Raw genomic sequence first — 22,044 nt, 5'->3', positions numbered from 1 at the left:
GCGATTTACCCGCGGCGATCGACGACCCGGCGTGCCGCCGGCATCAGCGTCGCGCCAAGCGCGTTCTTGACCAGGGATGCCGCAATGAACGGCACGATGCCGACCTGCCAGGCCTTGGCCGCTCCAAGACCGAGGCCAAACGCCAGCCAGCCGAAGCCCGCCGCCAGGATGACGATATGGCCGGCGGCCATTGCCGCAAATAGCAGAACCACGCTGCGATCCCAGCCGCGCTCGGCGAGCCAGCCGGTCACGAAGGCAGCCAGCACGAAACCGAACAGGTAACCCGCGGTCGGACCGATCAGCGGTGCAATTCCACCGACCGGGCCGGCGAACACCGGCAGGCCGATCGCGCCCTCGGCGAGGTAGGCGACCATGGTTGCGCTGCCAAGCCGCCAGCCATAGGCGGCACCAATCATCAGCACGACCAGCGTCTGCAAGGTCATGGGCACGTAAGGCAGCGGCAGGTTCACCTTGGCCGACAGCGCCAGCAGCGCGGTGCCGAGCGCGACCAGCACGACGGCGCGCAGTGCGCCGACGGTCTCGCCCGGCCGGGTCGGCCACATCAATGCGGCGAGAGGAGAATGCGTGGCGGCGGATGGGACGGTTCGGTCAGACAAGTTCAACTCCGGAAGGCTGTTCGAAAACTGGCGGCTATTTAAGCCAGTGAGCGATCCGGTCAACTGCCTCCCGCATCTCATCAGCCGAGCGTGCATAGGATAATCGTATGAACGAGCGGCCACGGATGGGATCGAAATCGAGGCCCGGCGTGGTCGCGACATGGGCCTGTTCGAGCATCTGCTTGGCGAACTCGAAACTGTCAGAGGTGAAGTCCGAGACGTCGGCATAGAGATAAAATGCACCGTCGGCCGGCAGGAACTTGCTGAGGCCTGCCTTGGGCAATCCCTCGATCAAAATGCGCCGGTTCTCCTGATAGCCGTGCTTGATCTCCTCCATCTCGGCTGCACCGTCGAAGGCGGCCTCTGCCGCGATCTGCGACAGCGAGGGCACCGAGATCGACAGGTTCTGCTGCAGCCGCTCGATCGGCCGCACCAGAATCTCCGGCACCACCATCCAGCCGACGCGCCAGCCCGTCATGCAAAAATATTTCGAGAACGAGTTGATCACGAGTGCGTGGTCCGACAGCGCCGCCGCGGTGACCGCCGGAAACGCATAGTCGAGCCCGTGATAGATCTCGTCCGAGATGAAGCGGATGCCGGCGTCTTCCGCCGCAGCGATCAAGCCCGACAGCGCCTCGCGGGACATCATCGTCCCGGTCGGATTGGCGGGGCTGCCGACCAGCACGCCCTTCAGCGGCGCCTTGCGATGGGCCGCGAGCAGCGCCTCGCCGGTGAGCGCATGGCGCGTTTCGTTCGTGGTCTCGATCAGGACCGGCTCGCAACCGAGCGCGGTGAGGATATGACGGTATGGCGGATAGCCCGGCACCGTCACGGCGACGCGGTCGCCGGGCTCGAACATCGACAGGAAGGCGAGGATGAAACCGCCCGAGGAGCCGGTGGTCGCCACGATCCTGTCAGGGCTGACGTCGCAGCCATAGGCATCGCGATAATGCCGCGCGATGCGCTCGCGCAAGGAGGGGATTCCGAGCGCGGAGGTATAATCGATCCGCGCGGCCTCGAGCGCCGCATGGGCGGCCGCAATTGCGGTCTTCGGCGCGCCGGCCGCGGGCTGGCCGACCTCCATGTGGATGACATGGCCACCGGCCGCCTCGATTCGGGCCGCCGCGGCCATGACGTCCATCACCATGAACGGGGGAACATCGCTGCGGCGGGAGGGCTCGAGCCACTGCCCCAACCGGTTCCTCAATGTCGCATCGTGCATCGATTTCTGCTATTTCGCTGGCGGACCGGTCCGTCCGGTCCGGAAAAACGGGGCTCTTGCGCCCCAGACTGGCCGCATTGTACGGCTCATAAGGGGTACGGCTCACAAGGGCATATCGCGTATCCGGTCCGCCGCCAATCGCCAAAACCAATCACGAAACTGCTGTCCAGACCGTTTGACCAAGACCGTTTGATGCTGCTCCAGATCGCATTGCGCAAGAAGGCCTCCGCCCTCACCGCCCTCGTCACGGCCGCGGCGATCGCGTTGCTGCCGCTCCCGGCCGCGCATGCGCAGGGCAAGGGACCGCCGGTCCTGCGCGACACCGAGACCGAACAGCTGCTGCGCGAATACACCCGCCCGATCCTGCGCGCCGCCGGTCTGGAAAAGCAGAACATCCAGATGGTGATCGTCAACGAGAGCTCGTTCAACGCGTTCGTCGCGGACGGCCGCCGCATCTTCGTCAATTACGGCGCGATCCTCCAGTCGGAGACGCCGAACCAGATCATCGGCGTGCTCGCGCACGAGACCGGGCATCTGGCCGGCGGCCATCTGTCCAAGCTGCGCGAGCAGCTCGCCACCGCCCAGACCCAGATGATCATCGCGATGCTGCTCGGCGCCGGAGCGATCGCCGCCGGCAGCACCCGCGGCTCGAGCAGCGCCGGCAACAACGGCCTTGCCAATGCAGGCGCGGCCGTGATCGCCGGTCCGCAGGAGATGATCCGCCGTTCGCTGCTGTCCTACCAGCGCCAGCAGGAAGAGAACGCCGACCGCGCCGGCGTGAAGTTCCTGACCGCGACCCAGCAGTCGCCGAAGGGCATGTACGAGACCTTCAAGCGCTTCACCAGCGAGAGCCTGTTCGCCGCGCGCGGCGCCGATCCCTATCTGCAGTCGCACCCGATGCCCGCGGAGCGCGTGGCCGCGCTGCAGGAGTTCGCAAGCTCCAGCCCCTATTGGGACAAGAAGGACGATCCCGCGCTCCAGCTCCGCCATGACATGGTTCGCGCCAAGATATCCGCCTTCATGGAGCGGCCGGAGACGGTGTACCGCCGCTATCCGCAGACGAACGACAGCATGCCGGCGCGCTATGCCCGTGCCATCAGCACCTATCTGCACGGCGATTTGCGCAGCGCCCTCGCCCAGATCGACGCGCTGATCCAGGTCCAGCCCAACAATCCGTACTTTTACGAGGTGCGCGGCCAGGCCCTGCTGGAGAGCGGCAAGGCCGCCGAGGCGATCCCTGCCCTGCGCAAGGCGGTGCAGCTTTCGAACAATTCGCCCCTCATCGAGATGTTACTTGGGCAGGCTCTGGTTGGAACCGATAATAAGGCCTACACCGACGACGCCGTTCGGATTCTCCGCGCCGCGGTGGCACGGGAGCCCGAGGCGGTGCTCGGCTATACCCAGCTCGCGATGGCCTACGGCCGGAAGGGCGACTATGCCGAGGCGGATCTCGCATCGGCGCAGGCCGCCTACCTGCGCGGCGACAACAAGACCGCCCGCGAGCTCGCCACGCGCGCGAAAACCCGTTTCGCCGTCGGCACGCCCGGATGGGTCAAGGCCGACGATATCGTGGCGGCGAAGCCGCCGCACAACTGAGCAACTGATACGACCAGAACGACGCCCGACACCACGACGTCACGACACCGAGCTTTGAGTCCGGGACGTTTCTCGAAACCTGCTTTGGATAAGAGGATTTGCCTATGCCTTCGCTGCGCCTGCTTGCTCCCGCGCTGTTTGCGCTCGCCATGTTCGGCGCAGCCGCGCCCGCATCGGCCGACAGTTTCTCCGATGCCCAGCGCACCGACATCGAGGCCATCATCAAGAACTACCTCATCAGCCATCCCGAGGTGCTCGAGGATGCCATGGCCGAGCTCAGCAAGCGCCAGGCCGCGGCCGAAACGCAGAAGCACGAAGCCAGCATCGCGCAGAACTCGGATGCGATCTTCAACTCGCAGCGCCAGGTCGTGCTCGGCAACAAGGACGGCGACGTCACCTTCGTCGAGTTCTTCGACTACAATTGCGGCTATTGCAAACGCGCGATGGACGACATGCTCAGCCTCATGAAGAGCGATCCGAAGCTGAAGGTCGTGCTGAAGGAGTTTCCGGTGCTGAGCCAGGGTTCGGTGGAGGCAGCCCAGGTCGCCGTCGCCGTGCGCATGCAGGACCCCACGGGCAAGAAATATCTCGACTTCCACCAGAAGCTGCTCGGTGGCCGTGGCGCAGCCGACAAGGCGCGTGCGCTTCAGGCGGCCAAGGAAGCCGGCCTCGACACCGCGAAGATCGAGAAGGACCTCGCCAACCCCGAGGTGCGCGCCACCATCGAGGAGAACTTCAAGCTCGCCGAAGCGATGGGCATGAACGGCACGCCGAGCTACGTCATCGGCAAGCAGATCGTGATCGGCGCCGTCGGCGTCGAAGGCCTCAGGGAAAAGATCGGCATTGCCCGCTGCGGCAAAGCTACCTGCTAACAACGCGACCTGCGGATCACGCGCTTCGCAATTCAGGCATGCACCAAGGCCGGCTGAAAAGCCGGCCTTTTTCGTTGGTCAAATCACGACGCGAATCCGGCGCACGCGTTCATCTCGCGTTTAAGAAACAAATGCCGCGGAACCCCCGATGTTCCGGAACAACTCAAATCTCCTTTCGTTGTCGGCGCGGGCAATGACGCAAAGAAACACGTGAGGAGAATCTCGATGTTGAACCGCTTTATGATCTCGGTTGCCACGCTTGCGCTCGTCGCGGGCACCGGTCTTGCGAACGCACAAGACAAGGGCCGCGACACTGGCGGCGCTGGCTCGCAGCAGCAGATGCAGCATTCGCAGCCGTCCGGCGGCGCCGCCGAGCGCGGCTCGATGGGCCGTGAATCCGGTCATGAGAAGGGCACGGTTGGCCAGGCCGGCGGGTCCAGCAGCATGAAGTCCGATCGGGCTTCTGAGGACAAGTCCGGCGCGATGAAGGACGAGCGCTCGGGCGGCGCGATGCACAAGAACGCTGCCGAGGACAAGTCCGGCGCGACCAAGGGCCAGCGCACCGACGAACGCGCACAGGGCCAGACGGACAAGTCCCAGCAGGACAAGTCCAAGAGCATGACCCAGGACACTGGCAAGGACACCAAGTCCGGTCAGAAGGACAAGGACATGAAGGCTGAGGGCAGCAAGAGCGGCACCTCGACCAACAATGCCGAGAACCAGAAGGGCACCGGCACGGGCACCAACCAGAACGCTCAGGGCCAGACCGGCACCAGCACCAACCAGAACGCGCAGGGCTCGACCTCGTCCTCGACGACGGTTGGCCAGGCCGGCGCCGGCGCCAAGCTCTCCACCGAGCAGCGGACCCAGATCACGTCGGTGATCCGCGAGGAGCGCGTGGCTCCCGTGACCAACGTGAACTTCTCGGTGGCGGTCGGCACCCGCGTGCCGCGCGAGGGTATTTCGCTGCACGCCCTGCCGTCCCGCGTCGTGACCATCTATCCGGAGTGGCGGACCTATAAGTACGTCCTGGTCCGCGAGCAGATCGTGATCATCAATCCGGACACCTACGAGATCGTCGCCGTCCTCGACGTGTAAGGCGGCTCGCGGTTAAACCTTGGGGGCGGGCAGCAATGCCCGCCCCCTTGCCGTTGGCTGGCAGCCATGCTTCGGACTGGTTAACAAGCAATTTCCGTAGTTTCCGCACAGGTTTTTGCGCACTGGATGAGGTCCTTGAACCGGTCCGGGAGGCCCTTCAAGGCTTCCCCTCACGCTCTTTGTTACCTATAACCCCCGCCACGCCGAAGCACCTCATCCGGGATTGGAATGGCCGAACCAGCAACCGACACGATCCTCGTCCTGAACGGGCCGAACCTCAACATGTTGGGGACGCGCGAGCCTGAGAAGTATGGCCATGCCACGCTGGCCGACGTCGAGGCGCTGTGCCGGGAGACGGCGGCGACATTCGGCCTCAAGGCCGACTGCCGGCAGTCCAACCGCGAAGGCGAGCTGATCGATTTCATCCACGAGGCGCATGCGCGCAAGATGAAGGGCATCATCATCAATGCCGGCGGCTATTCGCACACTTCGATCGCGCTGCACGACGCGTTGCTCGCGGTGCAGATCCCGACGGTCGAAGTGCATGTGACCAACATCCACGCCCGCGAGAGCTTCCGTCACCACTCCTACACCGCGCGGGCGGCCTTCGCCTCGCTCTGCGGCTTCGGCATCGAGGGCTATCGCCTCGCCATCCAGGGCCTTGCCGCCAAGCTCGCTATCAAGCCCAAAGCCTGACGCTCCCCTCCAACAGAACATTCGGATCAAAGAACATGGCGCGCCAGCCAGACGACAAAGCAGCCGCAAAGTTTTCCAGCGAGGATTCCGCGCTCGTCCGCGAGCTCGCCTTGCTGCTCGATGAGACCAGCCTCACCGAGATCGAGATCGAACGCGCCGGCCTGCGCCTGCGGGTCGCCCGTAACATCAGCGTTGCCGCAACCATGCCGATGCCCATCGCAGCCGCTCCCGCGGCCCTGCCGATGGCCGCAGCCGCTGCTGCGCCCGCTGCCGCAGCCGACTTGTCGAAGCACCCGGGCGCCGTCACCTCGCCGATGGTCGGCACCGCCTATTGGGCGCCGGAGCCCGGCGCCAAGCCGTTCATCGAGGTCGGCAGCAAGGTCTCGGTCGGCCAGACGCTGCTGATCATCGAGGCCATGAAGACCATGAACCAGATCCCCTCGCCCCGCGCCGGCACGGTGACGCAGATCCTGGTCGAGGACGGCCAGCCGGTCGAGTACGGCGAACCGCTCGTCATCATTGAATGAGCGAGTGGCGAATGGCCAATAGCGAATGGTGCCCGTCCTGCCATTCGCCATTCACCATTCCCTATTCGCCCGCTGAGGCACCATGTTCGACAAGATCCTCATAGCCAATCGCGGCGAGATCGCCCTTCGCATCCTCAGGGCCTGCAAGGAGCTCGGCATCGCCACGGTCGCCGTGCACTCCACCGCCGACGCCGATGCGATGCATGTGCGCCTGTCGGACGAGAGCGTTTGCATCGGGCCGCCGGCGTCCAAGGACAGCTATCTCAACGTGCCCGCGCTGCTCGCGGCCTGCGAGATCACCGGCGCCGACGCCGTGCATCCCGGCTATGGCTTCCTCTCCGAGAACGCGCGCTTCGCGGAAATCCTTGGCGAGCACAATCTGCATTTCATCGGCCCCAAGGCCGAGCACATCCGCCTGATGGGCGACAAGATCGAGGCCAAGAAGACCGCCAAGAAGCTCGGCATCCCCGTGGTGCCCGGCTCCGACGGCGCGGTCGGTCCCGGCGACGATGCGATGGCGATCGCCAGGAAGATCGGCTTCCCCGTGCTGGTGAAGGCGGCGGCCGGCGGCGGCGGGCGCGGCATGAAGGTCGCGCAGAGCGAGGCTGACCTTCAGATGGCGCTGTCGACGGCGGCCAACGAAGCCAAATCCGCGTTTGGCGATGCCTCCGTCTACCTCGAAAAATACCTCCAGAAGCCGCGCCACATCGAGATCCAGATCCTCGGTGACGGCCGTGGCGGCGCGATCCATCTCGGCGAACGCGACTGCTCGCTGCAACGCCGTCACCAGAAGGTCTGGGAGGAAGGCCCCTCGCCCGTCCTTGCCGCCGCCGCGCGCGCCAAGATCGGCGAGACCTGCGCGAAAGCGATGCGCGAGATGAAATATCTCGGCGTCGGCACCATCGAGTTCCTGTTCGAGGACGGCGAGTTCTACTTCATCGAGATGAACACGCGTATCCAGGTCGAGCATCCCGTCACCGAGAGCATCACCGACATCGATCTCGTGCTGGAGCAGATCCGCATCGCCGCCGGCGGCGATCTGCCGGCGAAGCAGGAGGACGTCCAGGTCATCGGCCATGCGATCGAGTGCCGCATCAACGCCGAGAATCCGCAGACCTTCCGCCCCTCGCCCGGCCGCATCCTGCAATACCATCCGCCCGGAGGCCTCGGCGTGCGGATCGATTCCGCCGTCTACCAGGGCTACATGATCCCGCCCTATTACGATTCCCTCGTCGGCAAGCTGATCGTGCACGGCAAGACGCGCGCCGAATGCCTGATGCGGCTGCGCCGGGCCCTGGACGAGATGGTGGTCGAAGGCATCGAGACCACGCTGCCGCTGTTCCGCGCGCTCGTGCGCGAAGACGATATCATCAACGGCGACTACCACATCCACTGGCTGGAACAGTATCTCGCCGGCAAGGCGGAACCCGCCCCGCGATAATCTTCGCCTCCCATGGAACCCTTTGGCCCCGATCGCGTTCTGCTGGCTCGGGTCAGTTCCAAGGGGGCGTTTTGAAATCCACCGAGCCTGACAAGGCGAGACCGTCGTGACAGCCGAGTCGCACCGACGGCGCGCATTCTGGCAGATCCTGCTGATCTTGGCGGGCCTTCTGGTGCTGACCGTGATCAGCGCGGGCTCCGTCTATCTCGTCAACGAGGCGCGGGAAGACAGCAAAAGGGTGCTCCACACCATCGAGGTGGAGAACCAGATCAACACCCTGCTGCTCGAAGTCCGACGCGCCGAGAGCAGCGCCCGCGGCTTTCTCCTCACGCGAGGACCGGATTTCCAGTCGGATCATGAGAAGGCCGTCGCAGCGATCGTTCCGGCACTCGACAAGCTCACGCGCCAGATCGGCGACAATCCGGTGCAACGCGACAGCATCGAGAAGCTGAGCGCGGCGATCGAGACCCGGCTCGACCAGTTCTCGCGCGAGATGAATTTCGTCAAGCAGGGTCAACCCGACAATGCCACCGCGCTCATCCGCGAGGCCGCCGCCGGCAACACCACGACCACGATCGGCAACTTCGCCAACGCCATGATCCGCGAGGAGGAACGTCTGTTCCGGATTCGCACCGCCAACTCCGACCGGAGCCAGACGCTGGCCGCATCGATGACCGGCATCGGTTCCGGCCTCGTCGTGCTGCTGGCCTTGATCTCGATTTGGCTGGTGCGGCGCTCGGCCCGCGCCCGTGACGAGGCCGAAACGCGCCTGCGCGATGCCAATTTCAACCTGGAGGCCATCGTCGACGAGCGCACCTCAGACCTGCGCGAAGCCAACGACGAAATCCAGCGCTTTGCCTATATCGTCAGCCACGATCTGCGCTCGCCCCTCGTCAACATCATGGGCTTCACCAGCGAACTCGAGGAGCTTGGCGGCGACATTTTCCGCCGTATCGGCGGCCTCACCCATGCCCCGGCCGGCGGGCCGCCACTCGGCTCGGGCGAGATCTCACTCGAAGGCCCCGACAAGCAGCTCTCGGAGGATTTTTCCGAAGCGCTCGGCTTCATCAAGACGTCGATCGCCAAGATGGACCGGCTGATCTCGGCCATCCTCAACCTCACCCGCGAGGGCCGGCGCGAATTTCAGCCGGTGAAGATCGACACCCGTGAGTTGATCGAGGCCATCGTGACGACGCTGGCGCATCAGGCCGCCGAAGCCCAGGCCGAGATCCACGTCGAGCCCCTGCCGAATGTCATGAGCGACCGGCTCGCACTCGAGCAGATCTTCTCCAATCTGATCGACAATGCGATCAAGTACCTGAAGAGCGGTGTGCCCGGCGAGATCAGAATTCGCGGGCGCACCAAGCTCGGCTACGCTATCTTCGAGATCGGCGACAATGGCCGCGGGATCGACGCTAGGGATCATCAGCGGATATTCGACCTGTTCCGCCGCGCGGGAACCCAGGACAAGCCCGGTCAGGGCATCGGTCTTGCACATGTGCGTGCACTTGTGCGTCGCCTCGGCGGTACCATGTCGGTATCATCGGAACTGAACGCGGGCAGCACCTTCACGATCACGCTGCCGATCGCCTGGAACGTGAGCAACCGGAACGCAGATCGATGACCCAACCTGTCAGCATCATCATGATCGAGGACGACGAGGGACACGCGCGGCTGATCGAGCGCAATATCCGAAGGTCCGGCGTCAACAACGAGATCATCTCCTTCGCCAACGGCACGGACGCGATGAAGCACCTGTTCGGTGCCGACGGCAGCGGGCTCGTCCAGAAGGGCAACGCGCTCCTGATCCTGCTCGATCTCAACCTCCCCGACATGGTCGGGATCGACATCCTGAAGCAGATCAAGGAGAACAGATACCTGAAGGCCTCGCCCGTGGTGGTGCTGACCACCACCGACGATTCCCAGGAAATCAAGCGCTGCTACGAGCTCGGCTGCAACGTCTACATCACCAAGCCCGTCAATTACGAGAATTTCGCCAATGCCATCCGGCAGCTCGGCCTGTTCTTCTCGGTCATCCAGGTCCCGCCCGCCGCCTCATGAACCAGCGCACGCCGACACTGCTCTACATCGACGACGACGACGCGCTGGCGCGCCTGGTCGATCGCGGCCTGACGCGGCGCGGCTACAAGGTCGTTCATGCCGCAAGCGGCGAGGAAGGCCTCGAGCGCATCCGCCGCGCGGGGACGGACGGCGGCATCGACGTCGTGGCGCTCGACCAGTACATGCCCGGGCTCGACGGGCTGGAGACGCTCGAGCAGATCATGGCCATCCCCGACGCGCCGCCGGTCGTCTTCGTCACGGCCTCGCAGGATTCCAGCATCGCGGTCACGGCCCTGAAGGCGGGCGCGGCCGATTATCTCGTCAAGGACGTCACGGGCGACTTCATCCCCCTGCTTCACGTCGCCGCCGAGGGCGCGCTGCGCCAGGCCGCGTTGCAGAAGGCGCGCGAGGAAGCCGAAGCCGAGATCCATGCCTCGCGCGACCGCTACGCTGCGCTTGCGGCCGAACGCGAGCTGCTGCTGCGCGAAGTCAACCACCGTGTCGGCAACTCGCTCCAGATCATCGCCTCGCTGCTGCACCTGCAGGCCAACTCCGCCGCGCAGGAAGAGGTCAAGGCCGCGCTGACCAATGCGATGGGCCGCGTCGCCGCGGTCGCGCAGGTGCACCGCCGCCTCTACACCTCGCAGGACCTGAAGAGCGTGGTGCTGAACCAGTATCTGGACTCGCTGCTCGAGGATCTCCGCCGCTCGGCCGAAGGTAACCGGATGTCGCGCCTGACGCTGAAGGCCGAGCCGATCGATATCGATCCGGACCGTGCGGTCGCCGTCGGCATCATCGTCAACGAGCTGGTGATGAACGCGGTGAAATACGCCTATCCCGACGGCGCCGGCCCGATCCATGTCGAGCTGAGCTCGAAAGGAGACGATGTGCTGCTGTCGATCACCGACGACGGCGTCGGCGACAAGGTCAAGGCCGATCCGCGCTCCACCGGCATGGGCCAGCGCATCGTCGCGGCGATGGCCACCAAGCTCGATGCCTCGGTCGAGCGCGACCCGGCGCATTCCGGAACCCGGATCGTCCTGAAGTTCGGTCGCGTGCCCGCAATCCCCGGCAAGACGAATAGCGCTGCCGCGAGCTGACCCGCGTCGCGCCCCATCGCAACTGCGTTGCGTTCCTGCTATGATCGCGAACCATGACTTCGCGCGACTCCGCCTCGTCTGAAATCACGCCGGCCGTGCTGCTGCGCGCCTATGCGTGCGGCATCTTCCCGATGGCCGAGAGCGCCGACGATCCGACCCTGTTCTGGGTCGAGCCGGAGCTGCGCGGCGTCATCCCGCTCGACGGTTTTCGCGTGGCCTCGCGGCTCGCCCGCACCGTGCGTTCGGATTCGTTCCGCGTGACGGTCAATACCGCGTTCAAGGCCACGATTGCGGGCTGCGCCGCGCCGCAGGAAGGGCGCGAGGACACCTGGATCAACAAGCGCATCCGTGACCTCTACGGCGGCCTGTACGAGCTCGGCCATTGCCACAGCGTCGAGGCCTGGCAGGGCGAGGAGCTCGTCGGCGGGCTTTACGGCGTCAGTCTCGGACGGGCCTTTTTCGGCGAGAGCATGTTCCACAACGCGCGCGATGCCTCGAAGGTCGCGCTGGTGCATCTGGTCGCACGGCTCATCCATGGCGGCTTCGAGCTGCTCGACACCCAATACGTCACCGAGCACCTGAAGAGCTTTGGCGCGGTCGAGATTTCGCGGCGGCGCTATACCGCGCTGCTCGACAAGGCGCTCGCGGGCGAGCCCGGCGATTTCCGGAAACTCTCCGCGGGCGATGCGATCCCGGGCGCACGCGCGCTCGAGATCATCGCCTCGCGGCCATAATCGATAACTGCGCTTGGCGGCCAAACCCCGAGGGGATTTGGCCTAGCGGCCAAACCCCGGGATACCGAACAGACCTGGCCGCTGCTCCGGCGGCGGAGGTGGTGGCGGCGCCGGCTGCTGCGGCGGCGGCAATGGCTGCGGCGGACGCTGCTGCACGGCCTGCTTCGGCGCGGCCTTCTTCTGCGCGGGCGGCAGCGGGGGCGCAGCCGGCTTGGCCCCAGGATCCGGTGCCGCGGTCGCAATCGTCTGCTGCGGCTCTTTGCAGTCGGTGAGCCAGATGTCGTAGATCGGATGCTCGACGCCGTGCAGGCCCGGGCTTGCCGCATACATCCAGCCCGAGAAGATCCGCTTCACCTCGCCCTGCAAGGTGATCTCGTCGACCTCGACGAAGGCGTCGGTGTTGGCAGCCTCCGTCGCCGGCCGCGTGTAGCAGGCGTCGGTCTTGACCCTGAGCGCGCCGAACTGGACGGTCTCGCCGATATCCTCGTCGAAATTGATGATGCGCCCGGTGATCTTGTCGAGGCCGGAGAAGGTCGCCTTCTTGTTCACGATCTTCTGGGCCGGCGGCTCGGTGACGACCTCATCGCCCGGCTGGAGGCTCGCCGGCGTCTGCGGCACGGCGCCGCCAGGACCGCCCTTCTGCCCGGGCTGGCGCTGACCGGGCGCACCCGGGGCGCCCTGCGGATTGGGCGGCGCGACCGCCACGGATGGCGGCTGGTTTGGCGGAGCGACGCTAGACCCCGGCGGCGGCGCCAGGGGCTGGGTCTCGACCGGCCCGGGCATCACGTTCCCCTGCCGGCCCGGCGGAGGCGCCATCGGGCGCGAGGGCAGCACGCGGCCCTGCGGCGGCAGCTCCGGCACCTCTTCATCGTCGTCGGGAATCTGCTGCGGCTGCGGCTGGCCGCGCGGAATATTGCCGGGCGGCCGCAGCGGCGGCGGATCGGAGAAGATCGTGCCGATCTGCGCCTCCGCGGGCGTCGCAACCATCAGCGCGGTGGCGGCCAAAAGCGCCGCAAGACCTGTCAGGGTAAAGGTTCGAAACATCTCGCGCGGCTTCAACAGCGAATCGGGCTTGTTGGACATTCTACAGGGGATACCGCCGCTCGCAGGCCCTCCGGTTAACACGAGGAATACGGCGGGGGAAGGGCGGCATCCCTGCCCCGCCCGGCCCGATCTGGCCAGACGGGCGCCCGGATGGGATAGTCGGAAGGCCCTTCCCGGGGCCGAGGCGGGCATCGCCTTCCGAAAACGACATCCAACGATAACTGGAAACCCAGAGGTTGCTCCCCCCATGCCCGTTGTGCTCGATCCCGATGCCGCTGCCGTCTACAAGGCCTTCCAGGAGGCCGGCCGCCCCGCCTACGAGACCCTGACCGCAGGTGAAGCGCGGGCCTATTACGCGCAGGCGCGCTTTGCCACCAATCCCGAGCCGCCGGAGCTGGCGCGCGTCGCGCAGCTGGCGATCCCGGCGCCGCATGGCGCGATCCCGGCCCGCCTCTACGTGCCGAAGGAACCGCGCCGGCGCGACGGCTTGTCGCCGGCCCTGGTGTTCTTCCATGGCGGCGGCTGGGTGATCGGTGACCTCGAGTCCCACGACGTCGTCTGCCGCCAGCTTGCGGTCGAAGGCGCGCTGATCGTGATCTCGGTCGATTACCGCCTCGCGCCCGAGCACAAATTTCCTGCCGCAACCGAGGACGCGATCACTGCGACCAAATGGGTCGCCGCGAACGCGCGCGAGCTCGGCATCGACACCGCGCGCCTCTCGATCGGCGGCGACAGCGCCGGCGGCAATCTCGCCGCCGTCGTCGCGCTCGCCGCGCGCGATGGCGACGGCCCCGAGATCGCGGGCCAGGTGCTGATCTATCCGGCCACAGATTTCGCCATGACGCACGGCTCCCACAGCGAGCCCGAGACCAGCGTGCTCTTGACCCATTCGGTGATCCGCTGGTTCCGCGATCACTACCTCAATGGCACGGCCGACATCCACGACTGGCGCGCTTCGCCCGCGCGCGCGCAAAACCTTGCCGGCCTGCCGCCGGCCTATGTGCTGACCGCCGGCGCCGATCCCCTGCGCGACGAAGGCGACGAATATGCCGCGCGCCTGAAGCAGGCCGGCGTGTCAGTCGCGTACAAGCACTATCCCGGCCAATTCCACGGCTTCTTCACGATGGGCAAATTGCTGCCGCAGGCCAATGGCGCTGTCAGCGAGATCGGCGCCTGGCTGAAGGGATTGGGCTGACGGCGCCGTCCCTCATGCAGTCCGTTCTTCAATCCATCTTCGCCCTCCCCCTGCGCGCCCTGACATGGCTCGGCGGCCAGGGCACCCGTGCGGTAGCCGCCGTCGTGTTCGTGGCGGTCGCGGTGCCGCCGCTCGGGGCGCTGCTGCGTCCCTATGTGACCGAGGCGATCTTCGTTCTGCTCTGCATCTCCTTCATGCGGGTCGATCTCGTGGCGCTCTACGGCCATCTGCGCCGGCCGGCGCTGGTCGCGACCGCAACGGCCTGGACCACGATCGGCGTGCCGCTGATCGTCGGGCTGACTGCCCATATGACCGGGCTGACCAGCCGCTCGCCAGGTCTAGCTCTGGCGCTGATGCTCCAGAGCATGGCTTCGCCGATGATGGCAGCGCCCGCGCTTGCCGCGCTGATGGGGCTCGACGCCACGCTGCCGCTGGTCACGCTCGTCAGCGCCACCGCGCTCGTCCCCTTCACCGCCTCGCTGTTCGCGAGCCTGTTTCTCGACGGCATGCTCAGCATCTCGCCGCTCACGCTCGGCCTGAAGCTGCTCGGCATCCTCGCCGCCTCGCTGCTCGCCGCGACAATCATCCGCCGCCTGTTCGGTGCCGAGGCGATCCAGCGCCACAAGCGGCCGATCGACGGCATCAACATCGTCATCCTGCTGGTGTTCGCCGCCGCCGTGATGGGCGACGTCGCGGGCGACTTCGTCGCCGCTCCGCTGTTCACGATCGGAATCGGGCTTTTGGCTTTCGCGGTCTATTTCACCCTGCTCATCGTGACGACGCTGGTGTTCCGCCGCGTCGGCACCGAGCGTGCCTTCGCGATCGGGCTGATGGTCTCGCAGCGCAATCTGGGCTTGATGCTGGCCGCGACCGCCGGCGCGCTGCCGGCAACGACCTGGCTCTATTTCGCGATGACGCAGTTTCCGATCCATCTGGCGCCGTATCTGCTGACGCCGATCGCGCGGCGGCTCACGGCGCGCGCCGAAGTGGCAAACGCTCTTTAGCAGCCCTGCGAGACAGTTTCTCGAGTGCCCCTGACGCGAATTTCCATTCTCCTCCGACCATCGATATTCGGTAATGGCCGCGCTTCCATCCTGCCGCCTCGGCAGAGACGTGGCAGATCGTAAAGTCGTCGTTCGGAAGGTGAACCGATTTGAGAGTGTCTGGCGTCAATCGCCTGTCACCCATGGCCAAGCCAATCGCAACAAAGATTTCCCGCAACTGGGTAGGCCAATATTCAGGATCGGATTCGTCCATCGTTAGGGGACCGCCTCAACTAGTAGTCTCTCCTGATAACATGCCAAACCCGCGAAGTCGCGCCTTAGGCCCAAGACATCACCCCGCCCGCGCCGCGCGCCGCAGCGCCTGCGGCGGCTGGCCGAAGGCGCGGATGAAGGCGCGGCGCATGCGCTCGGGGTCGCGGAATCCGGTCGTCTCCGCAACGAGTTCGATCGCCTCGCGCGAGGACTGCACGCGCTCGCGGGCGACCTCGAGCCGCAACCGTTCGATCGCCTTGGACGGCGTCGTCCCGGTCTCGGCGGCGAAGGCGCGGGCAAAGTGCCGCGCGCTCATGCCGGCGTGGTCGGCGAGGTCCTCCACCGTCAGCGGCGCGTCGAGATTTTCGCGGGCCCAGGACAACAGCGCGCCGAAGCGGCCGTTCGGCGTCTTCAGTTCCAGCAGCGAGGAGAATTGCGACTGGCCGCCGCTGCGGCGATGGTAGAGCACGAGCTGCCGTGCGGTCGCTTGCGCGATCTCCTCGCCGTGGTCCTCTGTGACCATCGCCAGCGCAAGGTCGATGCCCGCGGTGATGCCCGCCGACGTCCACACATGGCCGTCGCGGGTGAAGATCTGGTCCGGCTCGAACTTCACCTTGGGATAGCGCGCGACGAAATCGCGCGTGCGCCCCCAATGCGTGGTGGCGCGGCGGCCGTCGAGCAGGCCCGCTTCGGCGAGCACGTAGGCGCCCGAACACACGCTGGCCACGCGCACGCCACGCCGCGCCAGCCGCTGCACGAAGGCTCGCGTGACCTCGCAGCGCGCAGCGTCCGTCACGCCGGCACCGCCCGCGACGACCAGGGTCGTGATCGCATTCGCCGATTTGAAATCGCGTGCCATCATTTCCACGCCGGACGAGCTGCGCACGGGTCCTGCCTGCACAGCCAGCACCCGGAGCGCCAGCGGCTTGCCGGAAGCACGGGCCGCGATCTCGAACACCGAGATCGGGCCGGCCGCATCGAGCAACTGAAAATCCGGAAAGATCAGGATGCCGATCATGGTTGCGTCCGAAATAGAGGGAAATATGCCATTTTGGACGGAAGGGCATCATGCCAACCTGCTTCCGTCAAGCTCTCTTTGGAGGATCAGCCATGTCGTCACCGCTCCAGATCGGTCTCCTGGTGTTTCCACGCGTCACCCAGCTCGACTTCACCGGCCCCTTGCAGGTGTTCGCCATGGTTCCCGGCGCAAAGCTGCATTTGATCTGGAAGCGGATCGAGCCGGTGCCGAGCGATTCCGTGCTGACGCTGACGCCAACCACGACGTTTGCGGACTGCCCGCAACTCGACGTGATCTGCGTGCCCGGCGGCGGCGGCACCAACGACCTGCTCAACGACGAGGAGGTGCTGGATTTCCTGCGCAAGCAGGCCGAGGGCGCAAAGTACGTCACCTCGGTCTGCACGGGATCGCTCGCGCTCGGCGCGGCCGGTCTGCTGAGGGGTTACCGCGCAGCGACCCATTGGAGCGCGATGGACATGCTCAGCCAGTTCGGCGCGACGCCGACCAAGACGCGCGTCTGCATCGACCGCAACCGCATCACCGGCGGCGGCGTCACCGCCGGCATCGATTTCGCGCTGACGCTGGTCTCGATCCTGGTCGACCGAACCACCGCCGAGGCGATTCAGCTGCAGATGGAATATAATCCGGCCCCGCCCTTCAATTCAGGCTCGCCCGACACTGCGCCGGCCGAAGTGCTCGCATTGCTGAGGGAGCGTGGTGCGCAAAACCAGGCCCGGCGGCTCGAGGCCGTCAAGCGCGCGGCTGAAAGGGTGATGTAGCTTCGCACGTCAGATTCGATCCACGCGTGTCCCGGACGCGCTGCAGCGCTCTTTGCGCTGCTGTGCTGAGCCGGGACCCAGAATGCCGCTGCACGGGCCCGGCTCTGCAGCGCACCGCTGAAGAAGCGCTGCGCTGCGTCCGGGGCACGAACATCCACGCAAGGTCCGAAAGAAAAAGGCCGCTCGGTTTCCCAAGCGGCCTTTCCTGTCTTACGACAGCTGCACATTTCATCGGGCGATTTCGGAACTTCCAGACCGGGGGCCTATCTCCCGATCGAGTCCTGGTCGGCAGCCGCTGCATTTCGGGGCAGTCGCGAACTGTTGCCCGAACCGAACGCGATGGTTTCCCATCTCCGTAAGATGGGAACATTGAGCCGCATTCCACGCGTGGCCGCAACGGCCGCGCAGGCGCCATCCCCGCTGTTCCCGTTGTCCACAGCGGCGTGAGGCGGATGCGCCTGCATCCAACCGGACGATCGGGATTCGATGGAGGCCGAAAGCCTAGCCGGGGGTCCAGGGCTGATAGTCGCCGGTCGCCTTCGGGCGCTTGCCGCTGGCGAGCGTCGAGCCCGAGGGACGGTAGGCGTTCGCCGTGCCAGTGAGATTCGGCTGGTGCGGCTTTTCCCATTCGCGCGGCTGATAGTTGGCCTCGGTCGGCGGCACGTCGACGACGTGATGGATCCAGCCATGCCAGGACGGCGGAATACGGCTGGCTTCCGCGTAGCCGTTGTAGACCACCCAGCGCCGCTCGAAACCGAGCGTCGGGTCGATCGCCCCGCCGCGGGTGCGATAATAGAGATTGCCCTGCTCGTCCTGGCCCACCAGCTCCCCGTACCGCTTGGTCCAGAGTTGGGTGCCAAAAGTCTGGCCATTCCACCAGGTGAAGAACTTCAGGAAGAACTGTTTCATGCGGCAAGGGCCCTGCTTCGTCGGGTCCTGATGCCATCCGGACGGCGAAATGTCCAGTTCGGCGGGGGCGGTGGTGACCTCCGCAAATGCGGCCTTCCGGCGCCGACGGTGCCGCAAATCGGACGCGATCCGTTCATGCCGGGTACAGCGATCGGGTGAGACGCTCGTCACACACCACGCAAACAGGCGTGATCCAGGAACCACGGCCCTTTCGTGGGGTTGGCTTCCGGGAAAGGAGTTTCATCATGACAAGTCTGAGAGTTCTAGGCGCGGCTGCGGCCGTGGCGCTGGTTCTGCCGTTGGCGACGCCGAGCTTCGCACAGAACCGTCCCGCCGCGGGCGGCGGCGCCCATATCGGCGGCGGTGGCGGCGGTGCTCACTTCGGCGGCGGCGGCGCGCGTATGGGCGGCGGCGGTTTCCAAGGCGGCGGCGCCGCTTTCCGGGGCGGCGGTGGGAGCTTCGCCGGCGGCGCAGCCATGCGGCCGAGCAGCGGCAATTTCGCAGCAGCGCGTCCGAGCGGCGGCAGTTTCGTAGCCGGTGCGGCGACCCGTCCGGCCATCTCGCCCTCCTTCAGCGGTACCCGCAGTGTCGCAACTGCAGGCAACTGGCAGGGCGGCGGCAATTGGAGCGGTCGCCAATGGCACCATCGTCGCGGCGGCTTCTGGCCGGGCTTCGCGGCGGGCGCCGCGATCGGCGGCCTTGGCTCGTACGCCTATTACGGCGGCGGCTATTACAACGACCCCTATTATTATGGCGACGACAGCTACTATGACGAGCCGTCAGTGGCGGTCGTGCAGGATGGCGGCGGCGACTCGGAAGGCTATTGCGCGCAGCGCTACAGATCGTACGACCCGGCCTCCGGAACCTATCTCGGCTATGACGGCCAGCGGCACCCCTGTCCGTAAGCAGATCAACGACAGTTGAAGACGAAGGCGTCGCAGCAATGCGGCGCCTTTTTCGCGCATATCGCGCCGTTCACCTCTTTCGCGCGCATCCTGCTCGTCACATTGCAGCGTTATGTACAAGTCGATTCAAAAACGGACCTCTATGCACCGAGCCGTGCATATCTACTCTGATCCAATCCAAAATTGACCCGAGGCACGATTCGCGGATATCACCAATCACAATGGGGACTTCGATCTGCTGGGAAGTGTCATGCCGCGTGTTCTCGTGGTTGATGACGATCCGATGGTCGGCGCGACCATCGAGGTCCTCCTCCAACGTCAGGGCTTCGACGTCACGCTAGCCGACGGTGGTGAAACAGGACTGGCTGCGCTCGAAGCGCAAGCCTTCGAGGTGATGCTGGTTGACATCTTCATGCCGCATATGCGCGGCTTCGAGTCGATCCGCATCTTTCACGAGCGCGCGCCGGCGGTGCCGCTGATCGCGATGTCCGGCTACGCCTTCGCCTCGTCCGCCTCGCCCTCTCCCGATTTCCTCCGCATGGCGCTGGAGCTCGGCGCAACGCGCTGCCTGCGCAAGCCGTTCACCCCGGAAGCGCTGCTGACCACGATCCGGGAATGTCTCGCCGGCCCGGGCGAGAGCGCATCGCCGAAGGACAAGAAAGAAGTCCCTTGATTCCAACGCAGCGCGTCATTCTCGGTGCTGGACTTGCCATCCTCCTGATCATCACCGCGGCCTCGATCGCCCTCGACGTCAAGTCGCGGTCCGACGCGGCCTGGGTCAATCACATCGTCCAGGTGCAGAAGAAGATCTCCGATCTGCGCGTGCTGCTGCGCCGTGCCGAGAGCGCCGCGCGCGGCTTTGAGCTCTATCGCAGCCAAGGTCTCAGCGACGAGTTCAAGGCGGTGCATGCCCAGATCGCCCCGGCCCTCGCCGACCTCAAGCGCGGCGTGCGCGACAATCCCGATCAGGTCGCGCTGCTGGAGGGCACCGAGCCGCTGGCGCTGCGCCGGATCGAGATCGCTGCCGAAGCGATGCGCCTGCGCGCGGCGAACGACCAGGCTGGCATCGCCGCGCTCAACGGCAGGGCCGAGGGCCGCGGCCTCATGGACACGGTGATGACCAATCTCGACCATCTGAGCGCGGAGGAAGAACGATTGCTCGCGGCGCGCTCGCAGGATTCGCGACGCACCGGCATCGTGCTGCTCGGCATCGACGTCGCCGGCGCCGTGCTGATCCTGCTGCTGGTCGCGCTGGTGATGCGCGAGAGCCGGCGTGCCACGGGGCAGCTCCAGAGCACGCTGACCGAGACCACGGCCGCCAAGGAGGCGCTCGCGGCGGCGGTGGCCGAGCGCACCGAGCATCTGGTCGCCGCGCATGACGAGCTGCGCCTGTCGATCAACGTGCTGCAGAGCACGTTCCACAGCATGGCGGAGGCGGTGCTGGTGATCGACGCCGAGAGCAATGTCCTGCTGTCCAATCCGGCCGCCGAGCGCATGCTGCTGCATCGCGCCGGCATGAACCTCGGCAATCTGCGTGCGCTGTCCGACGTGTTTCACGGCGACGGTGTCACCCCGCTCAAGGCCGGCGAGCTGCCGTCCGCGCGCGTGCTGCGCGGCGAGCAGTTCGAGGATCTGGAGATGATCGTCCGCCCGCACAGCGGCAATCCGCCCCGTCACCTCATGATCAGCGGACGGCCGATGCTGGACGGGCACGGCGACATCTCCGGCGCGGTGCTGGTCTATCACGATGCGACCACATCGCGCGAGACCGAGCGGCAGCTGCACCAGTCGCAGAAGCTGGATGCGATCGGCAAGCTGACCGGCGGCGTCGCGCACGACTTCAACAACATGCTGACCGTCATCTCCGGCAACACCGAGACGCTGGTGGAGAGCCTGAAGCAGCAGCCGGAGCTGCAGCGCGTGGCGCGGCTGATCGACGATGCCGCCGAGCGCTGCGCCGAGCTGATCCAGCATCTGCTGGCGTTCGCGCGCAGACAGCCGCTACAGCCGCGCGACGTCGAGATCAACGCCGCGATCACGGATATCGCAAAGCTGCTGCGCCCGACCCTCGGCGAGCAGATCCAGATCGAGACTGTGCTGGAACAGGGGCCGACGACCGCGCACATCGATCCATCCCGGCTCACCAATGCCGTGCTCAACATGGCGATCAACGCCCGCGACGCCATGCCGAACGGCGGCAAGCTGCTGTTCGAGGCCCACCGCGTCGTGCTCGACGAGGCCTATGCGCAGAACAATCCGGACGTGCGGCCCGGCCCTTACGTGATGCTCGCCGTCAGCGACACCGGCACCGGCATGGCGGCCGAGGTCCAGCAGAAGGCATTCGAGCCGTTCTTCACCACCAAGGAGGTCGGCAAGGGATCGGGCCTCGGCCTCTCCATGGTCTACGGCTTCGTCAAGCAGTCCGGCGGCCACATCAAGATCTACAGCGAGGAAGGCCACGGCACCACGATCAAGCTCTATCTGCCGCCGGGCGAAGGCATGACGGAAGCCACCGCGCCTGTCGCGCCGCAGGCCGAAGGCGGCGCCGAGACCATTTTCGTGGTCGAGGACGACAGCCTCGTGCGCAACTTCGTCACCGCGCAGTTGCGGAGCCTCGGCTACAAGACGATTGCCGCGCCCGACAGCCGCGCCGCGCTGGAATTGATCGAGGCCGGCGAGCCGTTCGATCTGTTGTTCACCGACATCGTCATCCCCGGCGGCATGAGCGGCCGCGAGCTCGCCGAGAAGGTCGCGACGATGCGTCCCGGGCTGAAGGTGCTCTACACCTCCGGCTACACCGACAACGCCATCGTGCACCACGGCAAGCTCGACGACGGCGTGATGCTGCTGACGAAGCCGTATCGCCGCAACCAGCTCGCCGAGATGATCAGGAAGGCGCTGGGGGACGGCGTGGCTGGCCAGGCGTCGGCAGACGATGGGGTTTGAGTTGCATCAAGGCGCCTTGCGACGTGTG

The 22,044-nt window shown here is 66.0% G+C and carries 21 protein-coding genes; 16 read left to right on the top strand and 5 right to left on the bottom strand.

Annotation, left to right across the window (positions count from 1 at the left end; translation table 11 throughout):
* Positions 1-5: 5 nt before the first annotated feature.
* Complete coding sequence (locus tag RAD15_RS03990; RefSeq protein WP_458175035.1) at positions 6-563, bottom strand: biotin transporter BioY; 558 nt, start codon at positions 561-563, stop codon at positions 6-8.
* A gap of 88 nt (positions 564-651) precedes the next feature.
* Positions 652-1,839 (bottom strand): pyridoxal phosphate-dependent aminotransferase, encoded by a 1,188-nt coding sequence (locus RAD15_RS03985; RefSeq protein ID WP_458174549.1) that lies wholly within the window; start codon positions 1,837-1,839, stop codon positions 652-654.
* Positions 1,840-2,031: 192 nt separating this feature from the next.
* Between RAD15_RS03985 and RAD15_RS03980 the strand changes: the two genes are divergently transcribed.
* The 10 genes from RAD15_RS03980 (at position 2,032) to aat (ending at position 11,964) form a co-directional block, all read left to right on the top strand.
* Entirely contained in the window at positions 2,032-3,435 is a 1,404-nt protein-coding gene (locus RAD15_RS03980) for a M48 family metalloprotease (protein WP_458174547.1), read from the top strand.
* Positions 3,436-3,539: 104 nt separating this feature from the next.
* Positions 3,540-4,307 (top strand): DsbA family protein, encoded by a 768-nt coding sequence (locus tag RAD15_RS03975; protein ID WP_458174545.1) that lies wholly within the window; start codon positions 3,540-3,542, stop codon positions 4,305-4,307.
* Positions 4,308-4,532: 225 nt separating this feature from the next.
* A complete protein-coding gene (locus tag RAD15_RS03970; RefSeq protein ID WP_458174543.1) occupies positions 4,533-5,405 on the top strand; it encodes a DUF1236 domain-containing protein in 873 nt (290 codons plus the stop codon).
* A 228-nt stretch (positions 5,406-5,633) separates the two neighbouring features.
* Positions 5,634-6,101 (top strand): type II 3-dehydroquinate dehydratase, encoded by a 468-nt coding sequence (aroQ, locus tag RAD15_RS03965; RefSeq protein ID WP_063194278.1) that lies wholly within the window; start codon positions 5,634-5,636, stop codon positions 6,099-6,101.
* Positions 6,102-6,136: 35 nt separating this feature from the next.
* Positions 6,137-6,628 carry an acetyl-CoA carboxylase biotin carboxyl carrier protein gene (gene accB, locus RAD15_RS03960; protein ID WP_458174540.1) on the top strand — a complete coding sequence of 164 codons (492 nt, stop codon included), beginning with the start codon at positions 6,137-6,139 and terminating at the stop codon, positions 6,626-6,628.
* Between the two features lie 82 nt (positions 6,629-6,710).
* The gene (gene accC / locus RAD15_RS03955) at positions 6,711-8,069 is read left to right on the top strand and encodes an acetyl-CoA carboxylase biotin carboxylase subunit (RefSeq protein ID WP_458174538.1); all 1,359 of its coding nucleotides are present in this window, start codon (positions 6,711-6,713) and stop codon (positions 8,067-8,069) included.
* 106 nt (positions 8,070-8,175) lie between these two features.
* On the top strand, positions 8,176-9,693 hold the full coding sequence (locus RAD15_RS03950) for a sensor histidine kinase (RefSeq protein WP_458174537.1): 1,518 nt from the start codon (positions 8,176-8,178) through the stop codon (positions 9,691-9,693).
* Positions 9,690-10,130 (top strand): response regulator, encoded by a 441-nt coding sequence (locus RAD15_RS03945; RefSeq protein WP_458174535.1) that lies wholly within the window; start codon positions 9,690-9,692, stop codon positions 10,128-10,130. Before RAD15_RS03950 ends, RAD15_RS03945 begins: the two co-directional genes overlap by 4 nt.
* Complete coding sequence (locus RAD15_RS03940) at positions 10,127-11,230, top strand: sensor histidine kinase (RefSeq protein WP_458174533.1); 1,104 nt, start codon at positions 10,127-10,129, stop codon at positions 11,228-11,230. Before RAD15_RS03945 ends, RAD15_RS03940 begins: the two co-directional genes overlap by 4 nt.
* A gap of 53 nt (positions 11,231-11,283) precedes the next feature.
* Positions 11,284-11,964, top strand: a complete 681-nt coding sequence (gene aat, locus RAD15_RS03935) for a leucyl/phenylalanyl-tRNA--protein transferase (RefSeq protein ID WP_458174531.1) — start codon at positions 11,284-11,286, stop codon at positions 11,962-11,964.
* Positions 11,965-12,006: 42 nt separating this feature from the next.
* Here aat and RAD15_RS03930 read toward each other — a convergent pair whose 3' ends face one another.
* Positions 12,007-13,047, bottom strand: a complete 1,041-nt coding sequence (locus RAD15_RS03930; RefSeq protein WP_458174529.1) for a DUF2155 domain-containing protein — start codon at positions 13,045-13,047, stop codon at positions 12,007-12,009.
* Between the two features lie 208 nt (positions 13,048-13,255).
* Here RAD15_RS03930 and RAD15_RS03925 point away from each other — a divergent pair, with 208 nt between their 5' ends.
* Together RAD15_RS03925 and RAD15_RS03920 are read left to right on the top strand one after the other, a co-directional pair.
* Positions 13,256-14,203, top strand: a complete 948-nt coding sequence (locus tag RAD15_RS03925) for an alpha/beta hydrolase (RefSeq protein ID WP_458174527.1) — start codon at positions 13,256-13,258, stop codon at positions 14,201-14,203.
* Positions 14,204-14,217: 14 nt separating this feature from the next.
* The gene (locus tag RAD15_RS03920) at positions 14,218-15,207 is read left to right on the top strand and encodes a Na+-dependent transporter (RefSeq protein ID WP_458174525.1); all 990 of its coding nucleotides are present in this window, start codon (positions 14,218-14,220) and stop codon (positions 15,205-15,207) included.
* A 331-nt stretch (positions 15,208-15,538) separates the two neighbouring features.
* On the opposite strand, the gene RAD15_RS03915 is transcribed toward RAD15_RS03920, so the two are convergent.
* Positions 15,539-16,477 carry a GlxA family transcriptional regulator gene (locus tag RAD15_RS03915; RefSeq protein ID WP_458174523.1) on the bottom strand — a complete coding sequence of 313 codons (939 nt, stop codon included), beginning with the start codon at positions 16,475-16,477 and terminating at the stop codon, positions 15,539-15,541.
* A gap of 92 nt (positions 16,478-16,569) precedes the next feature.
* Here RAD15_RS03915 and RAD15_RS03910 point away from each other — a divergent pair, with 92 nt between their 5' ends.
* Positions 16,570-17,256 carry a DJ-1/PfpI family protein gene (locus tag RAD15_RS03910; RefSeq protein WP_458174521.1) on the top strand — a complete coding sequence of 229 codons (687 nt, stop codon included), beginning with the start codon at positions 16,570-16,572 and terminating at the stop codon, positions 17,254-17,256.
* 501 nt (positions 17,257-17,757) lie between these two features.
* On the opposite strand, the gene RAD15_RS03905 is transcribed toward RAD15_RS03910, so the two are convergent.
* Entirely contained in the window at positions 17,758-18,165 is a 408-nt protein-coding gene (locus RAD15_RS03905; protein ID WP_458174519.1) for an NADH:ubiquinone oxidoreductase subunit NDUFA12, read from the bottom strand.
* A gap of 245 nt (positions 18,166-18,410) precedes the next feature.
* Here RAD15_RS03905 and RAD15_RS03900 point away from each other — a divergent pair, with 245 nt between their 5' ends.
* The 3 genes from RAD15_RS03900 (at position 18,411) to RAD15_RS03890 (ending at position 22,016) form a co-directional block, all read left to right on the top strand.
* Positions 18,411-19,070, top strand: a complete 660-nt coding sequence (locus RAD15_RS03900; protein WP_458174517.1) for a BA14K family protein — start codon at positions 18,411-18,413, stop codon at positions 19,068-19,070.
* 250 nt (positions 19,071-19,320) lie between these two features.
* Positions 19,321-19,743 carry a response regulator gene (locus RAD15_RS03895; RefSeq protein WP_458174515.1) on the top strand — a complete coding sequence of 141 codons (423 nt, stop codon included), beginning with the start codon at positions 19,321-19,323 and terminating at the stop codon, positions 19,741-19,743.
* Entirely contained in the window at positions 19,740-22,016 is a 2,277-nt protein-coding gene (locus RAD15_RS03890) for a CHASE3 domain-containing protein (protein ID WP_458174513.1), read from the top strand. The genes RAD15_RS03895 and RAD15_RS03890 overlap by 4 nt, the downstream gene beginning before the upstream one ends.
* Positions 22,017-22,044: the final 28 nt, after the last annotated feature.

The sequence above is a fragment of the Bradyrhizobium sp. 14AA genome (genome assembly GCF_054185205.1).
This window is presented reverse-complemented; position numbering and strand designations above follow the sequence as displayed.

Excerpts from the sequence above, each read along its gene's own strand:
- RAD15_RS03900 (WP_458174517.1), top strand. The coding sequence starts at position 18,411 with ATGACAAGTCTGAGAGTTCTAGGCGCGGCTGCGGCCGTGGCGCTGGTT.
- RAD15_RS03910 (WP_458174521.1), top strand. The coding sequence starts at position 16,570 with ATGTCGTCACCGCTCCAGATCGGTCTCCTGGTGTTTCCACGCGTCACC.
- RAD15_RS03940 (WP_458174533.1), top strand. The coding sequence starts at position 10,127 with ATGAACCAGCGCACGCCGACACTGCTCTACATCGACGACGACGACGCG.
- accB (WP_458174540.1), top strand. The coding sequence starts at position 6,137 with ATGGCGCGCCAGCCAGACGACAAAGCAGCCGCAAAGTTTTCCAGCGAG.
- RAD15_RS03925 (WP_458174527.1), top strand. The coding sequence starts at position 13,256 with ATGCCCGTTGTGCTCGATCCCGATGCCGCTGCCGTCTACAAGGCCTTC.
- RAD15_RS03915 (WP_458174523.1), bottom strand. The coding sequence starts at position 16,477 with ATGATCGGCATCCTGATCTTTCCGGATTTTCAGTTGCTCGATGCGGCC.
- RAD15_RS03975 (WP_458174545.1), top strand. The coding sequence starts at position 3,540 with ATGCCTTCGCTGCGCCTGCTTGCTCCCGCGCTGTTTGCGCTCGCCATG.
- RAD15_RS03980 (WP_458174547.1), top strand. The coding sequence starts at position 2,032 with ATGCTGCTCCAGATCGCATTGCGCAAGAAGGCCTCCGCCCTCACCGCC.
- RAD15_RS03920 (WP_458174525.1), top strand. The coding sequence starts at position 14,218 with ATGCAGTCCGTTCTTCAATCCATCTTCGCCCTCCCCCTGCGCGCCCTG.
- aat (WP_458174531.1), top strand. The coding sequence starts at position 11,284 with ATGACTTCGCGCGACTCCGCCTCGTCTGAAATCACGCCGGCCGTGCTG.
- RAD15_RS03985 (WP_458174549.1), bottom strand. The coding sequence starts at position 1,839 with ATGCACGATGCGACATTGAGGAACCGGTTGGGGCAGTGGCTCGAGCCC.
- accC (WP_458174538.1), top strand. The coding sequence starts at position 6,711 with ATGTTCGACAAGATCCTCATAGCCAATCGCGGCGAGATCGCCCTTCGC.
- RAD15_RS03945 (WP_458174535.1), top strand. The coding sequence starts at position 9,690 with ATGACCCAACCTGTCAGCATCATCATGATCGAGGACGACGAGGGACAC.
- RAD15_RS03905 (WP_458174519.1), bottom strand. The coding sequence starts at position 18,165 with ATGAAACAGTTCTTCCTGAAGTTCTTCACCTGGTGGAATGGCCAGACT.
- RAD15_RS03930 (WP_458174529.1), bottom strand. The coding sequence starts at position 13,047 with ATGTCCAACAAGCCCGATTCGCTGTTGAAGCCGCGCGAGATGTTTCGA.
- RAD15_RS03990 (WP_458175035.1), bottom strand. The coding sequence starts at position 563 with ATGTGGCCGACCCGGCCGGGCGAGACCGTCGGCGCACTGCGCGCCGTC.
- aroQ (WP_063194278.1), top strand. The coding sequence starts at position 5,634 with ATGGCCGAACCAGCAACCGACACGATCCTCGTCCTGAACGGGCCGAAC.
- RAD15_RS03895 (WP_458174515.1), top strand. The coding sequence starts at position 19,321 with ATGCCGCGTGTTCTCGTGGTTGATGACGATCCGATGGTCGGCGCGACC.
- RAD15_RS03970 (WP_458174543.1), top strand. The coding sequence starts at position 4,533 with ATGTTGAACCGCTTTATGATCTCGGTTGCCACGCTTGCGCTCGTCGCG.